Source organism: Nocardioides sp. (assembly GCF_041600255.1).
Taxonomy (GTDB): Bacteria; Actinomycetota; Actinomycetes; order Propionibacteriales; family Nocardioidaceae; genus Nocardioides.
Genome location: NZ_JBFIKK010000198.1, coordinates 1 through 4,123, shown reverse-complemented (window position 1 = coordinate 4,123; position 4,123 = coordinate 1). Strand labels below are relative to the sequence as shown.

4 protein-coding genes are annotated in these 4,123 nt (G+C 67.6%); all 4 read right to left on the bottom strand.

All coding sequences use genetic code 11. From position 1 onward, the window contains the following. Nucleotides 1–44 precede the first annotated feature (44 nt). From ABZE72_RS16050 to ABZE72_RS16035, 4 genes are read right to left on the bottom strand one after another with little or no spacing between them, the layout of a single operon-like run. On the bottom strand, nt 45–1,055 hold the full coding sequence (locus ABZE72_RS16050; protein WP_372730040.1) for a sulfate/molybdate ABC transporter ATP-binding protein: 1,011 nt from the start codon (nt 1,053–1,055) through the stop codon (nt 45–47). Then, a complete protein-coding gene (locus tag ABZE72_RS16045) occupies nt 1,052–1,876 on the bottom strand; it encodes a sulfate ABC transporter permease (protein WP_372730039.1) in 825 nt (274 codons plus the stop codon). The genes ABZE72_RS16050 and ABZE72_RS16045 overlap by 4 nt, the downstream gene beginning before the upstream one ends. Next, nucleotides 1,869–2,708, bottom strand: coding sequence for a sulfate ABC transporter permease subunit CysT (gene cysT, locus ABZE72_RS16040; protein ID WP_372730038.1), 840 nt, complete (start codon nt 2,706–2,708; stop codon nt 1,869–1,871). The genes ABZE72_RS16045 and cysT overlap by 8 nt, the downstream gene beginning before the upstream one ends. Then, complete coding sequence (locus ABZE72_RS16035) at nt 2,708–3,715, bottom strand: sulfate ABC transporter substrate-binding protein (RefSeq protein WP_372730037.1); 1,008 nt, start codon at nt 3,713–3,715, stop codon at nt 2,708–2,710. Before ABZE72_RS16035 ends, cysT begins: the two co-directional genes overlap by 1 nt. Nucleotides 3,716–4,123: the final 408 nt, after the last annotated feature.

The following is a 4,123-nucleotide window of genomic DNA, read 5'->3' as shown; positions in this document are numbered from 1 at the left end:
GGCAGGTGGGCGGTCGTGTGGCAACCACAAGTGGCAGGTGACGTTCAGCCGGCGGCGCCAACCAACGAGGAGCCCCCACTCTCGACGGGGCTGCCTCCGACGGCCGTGGCCCCGACCGCCGCCTCGATCCAGACCGTCACGCCCACCTCGAGCGCCATCGAGCGGGCGTGGGTACGGGTGACGATCAGGGTCACGTCCTCGCCACGCTCGGTCAGCACCGAGACCCGCACCTCGAAGCCGACCCGCAGCAACCGGGTGATCCGGCCCTGCGCCGAGCCCGCGCCGAGCAACGGCGTGGTGGACATGTCGATGTCGTGCGGGCGCAGGGTGCGCCCGGCGAACTGAGTCACCTCGCCGAGGAAGCCCATCACGAAGTCGTTGGCGGGGGCGTCGTACAACTGATCGGGTGTACCGACTTGCTCCACCCGGCCATGGTTGATCACCACGATCTCGTCGGCGACCTCGAGGGCCTCTTCCTGGTCGTGGGTCACGAACACCGTCGTCACGTGCACCTCGTCGTGCAGGCGACGCAGCCAGTCCCGCAGCTCCTTGCGGACCTTGGCATCCAGCGCCCCGAACGGCTCGTCGAGCAGGAGTACCGAAGGCTCCACCGCGAGCGCCCGGGCCAGCGCCATCCGCTGGCGCTGACCGCCGGAGAGTTGCGAGGGCATCCGGTGTGCGAACTGCGAGAGGTGCACGAGCTTGAGCAGTTCGTCCACCCGGGCGGCGATCTCGTCCTTGGGTCGCTTGCGGATCTCCAGACCGAAGGCGACGTTCTTCGCCACCGTCATGTGCTTGAAGACCGCATAGTGCTGGAAGACAAAGCCGACGTTCCGCTTCTGGGCCGGCAGCCGGGTGGCGTCAGTGCCGGCGATGGAGATCGAACCGGCGTCGGCAGAGTCGAGACCGGCAATGATCCGCAGCAGGGTGGACTTGCCGCCGCCTGACGGCCCGAGCAGCGCCGTCAGTTGGCCGGTGGGCAGGGACACCGAGACATCGTCGAGGGCGACGAAGTCGCCGAAGCGCTTGCTGACACCGCTGATCTCGATACTCATGACTTCTCCTTGGGACGCAACAGGGACACGACGATCAGGCAGAGGACGGCAGCGAAGGCGAGCATGAACGAGACCGAGTACGCCGTCTGCTGCTGGAAGTTCTGGTACTTCTCGTGCACGAGAAGAGTGGCCAACTGGGTCTCCCCACCGACGTTGCCGGCGACCACCTTTACCGCACCGAACTCGCCCAGCGACCTGGCCAGACTGAGGACGACGCCGTAGACGATCGCCCAACGAATGCTCGGCAGGGTGATCCGACGGAAGGTCTGCACGGCGTTGGCACCCAGGCTCCGAGCCGCCTGCTCCTGGTCGTCGCCGATCTCCTCGAGCACGGGGACGACCTCACGGATCACCAGCGGCAGAGCCACGAAACAGGTGGCCATCACCATCCCGGGGGTGGCGAAGATGATCTGGATGCCGTGCGCCTCCAGGGTCGGCCCGAAGAGGCCGAAGCGCCCGTTGTAGACGAGCACCAGGGCCAGGCCGACCACGACCGGGGAGACCGACAGCGGCAGGTCGACCAGCGCACTCAGCAGCCGCTTGCCCGGGAATCGCGAGCGCACCAAGAGCAACGACATGCCCACCCCGAAAACCAGGTTGATCACCACGGCCGTGACCGCGACGAAGCTGGTCAGCTTCAGGGCATGCACCACGTGCGGATCGGCGAGCGCGTCACGCAGCCCACCGAGTCCGTCGGCGAACGTGTGCTGCACGACCAGCGAGGAGGGCCACACCACCAACAGGAAGAGGTAGGTGATCACGAGTAGGCGCAGGCCCCAGCGCACGGTGGGGTTATCCCGGACGACAACGGTGCTAGCCACGTCCGGCCACCCGTCGCTGGATCAGGTCGAGCGAGACCAGCGCCAGCAGGGCGATCACCAGCATCACGGTGGCCACTGCCGCCGCAGAGGCGGTGTCCCCACCTTCGAGATAGGTCAACAGCCGCACGGAGGTCACTTCGGTCCGGTTGGGCAGGTTGCCGCTGAGCAGCACCAGCGAGCCGTACTCGCTGATCCCCCGCGCGAATGAGAGCGCGGCACCCGAGAAGATCGCCGGCGCCAGCGTCGGCAGCACGATCCGGCGCAGCGTGGTGAGACGAGTCGCGCCCAGCGAGGCAGCTGCGTCTTCGACGTCGGTCTCCATCTCCTCCAGCACTGGCTGCACGGTGCGCACCACGAACGGCAGCGTGACGAAGGCCAGGGCCAGGAAGACGGCCTTGCGGGTGTTGTTCACCTCGACTCCGATCGGGCTGTCCGGGCCGTAGAGCGAGAGCAGCACCATTCCGGCCACGATCGTGGGCAGGGCGAACGGGATGTCGATGATGACGTCCAGCACGGCCTTGCCCCGGAAGCGGTCACGCACCAGCACCCAGGCGATGAGCGTGCCCATCACCATGTTCATGGCGGTCACCAGCAGCGACGTCACGACCGTGAGTCGGAGCGCGGCGAAGGTCTGCGGGTTGGTCAGTGCCTGCTCGAAGGTCTCCCAGCCACCGCCGGCCGCCTTCACGACCACCGCACCCAGCGGGATGAGCACGAGCAGGCTGAACCAGAGCATGGCGACCCCCAGGCCGAGGCCGGACGCCCTGGTCAACCTCCCCGCGGGATCCGTACGGCGCGTGGGCGCCGCGCGGACCGCAGTGAGCGTTGCCATCACCTGCCTGCTTCGGCCTGGATCATCGTGATGATGCCCTTGCCCGCGTCGAAGAAGCGGACGTTCGCGTCGGCCCAGCCGCCGAAGTCCTGGTCGACGGTCAGCAGCACCTTCGGCTCCGGGAAGGGGTTCCTCTCGTCGTTGGCGCCCTTGACGACGAGGTCGGTGACGTTCACCAGCGGGCGGTAGCCGGTCTGGGCGTAGCCCTGCTGCGCGGTCTCGGTCTTCTGGAACTCCAGGAACGCCTGCGCTGCGGGCGGGGCGTCGACGGTGACCGCGCACGGGTTCTGGATCAGGATCGACGACTCGGGCACGACGTAGTCGAAGTCAGCGCCGCTCTGCCGAGCCAGGATCGCCTCGTTCTCGTAGGAGAGCAGGACGTCGCCGGTGCCGCCGGTGAAGGCGGTCGTGGCGTCACGGCCGCTGTCCGGCAGGGCGACGGCATGGGCGAAGAGAGCCGTCAGGTACTGCTGAGCCTCGGCCTCGGAGCCTCCCTCGGCAAGCACCGAACCGTAGGCGGCCAGCAGGTTCCACTTCGCGGAGCCGGAGGAGGCGGGGTTGGGGGTGACGATCTCGACACCCGGCTCGACGAGGTCGGACCACGTGGAGATGTTCTGCGGGTTGCCCGGACGCACGACCATCACGACGATCGACTGGGTGCAGATGCCGCGGGTGGCGTTGTCCTTCCAGTCAGCGGCCACCAGGCCGTCATCGACGAGTTTGGTGACGTCGGGCTCGAGGGAGAGGTGGACCTCATCCGCGGGCTGACCGGCGAGGACGGCGCGGCTCTGGTCGCCCGAGGCGCCGTACGACTCGGTGAAGCGGACGCCGGCGCCCGCGTCGGTGGCCAGGAAGTCCTCCAGGACCGACTCGTTGGCCGCCTGCAGCACCGAGTAGCCGACGACCCGGACGGTGGTGGTGGACTCGGCTCCGCTGGCGGCGCAGCCGGCGAGTGCGCTGATGCCGAGGAGGGAAGCGGCCAGAACTGCAGTGCTCTTGGGGGTCATTACGATCTCTTTCTCACGGCCCGGCATCGCCCGGCGCATTCGTTAATGTCACGTATCTTAGTAGACTTAGTCTCTATAGTCGTTCATCAACGGCGTGTCGCGCGTCACCCGCCCCCGACCGTCCGCGCAGGGAGACCGGTCTCCGGGCGACCGGCGCGCGGTTATCGTTGAGCCGTCAGGAGCCGACCGGTCAGCGGGAAACTGGAACGTGTTCCAGTTTCCACATACTGGCGGTACGATCGGGCCGGCGTCCCACCAGCAGTCAGAAGAAGGAAGTGCGCACGGTGACCAAGCAGGTCAAGCAGCTCGATCGGGTCATCATCCGGTTCGCGGGCGATTCCGGCGACGGCATGCAGTTGACCGGGGACAGGTTCACCCAGGAGTCGGCGGTGTTCGGCAACGACCTGG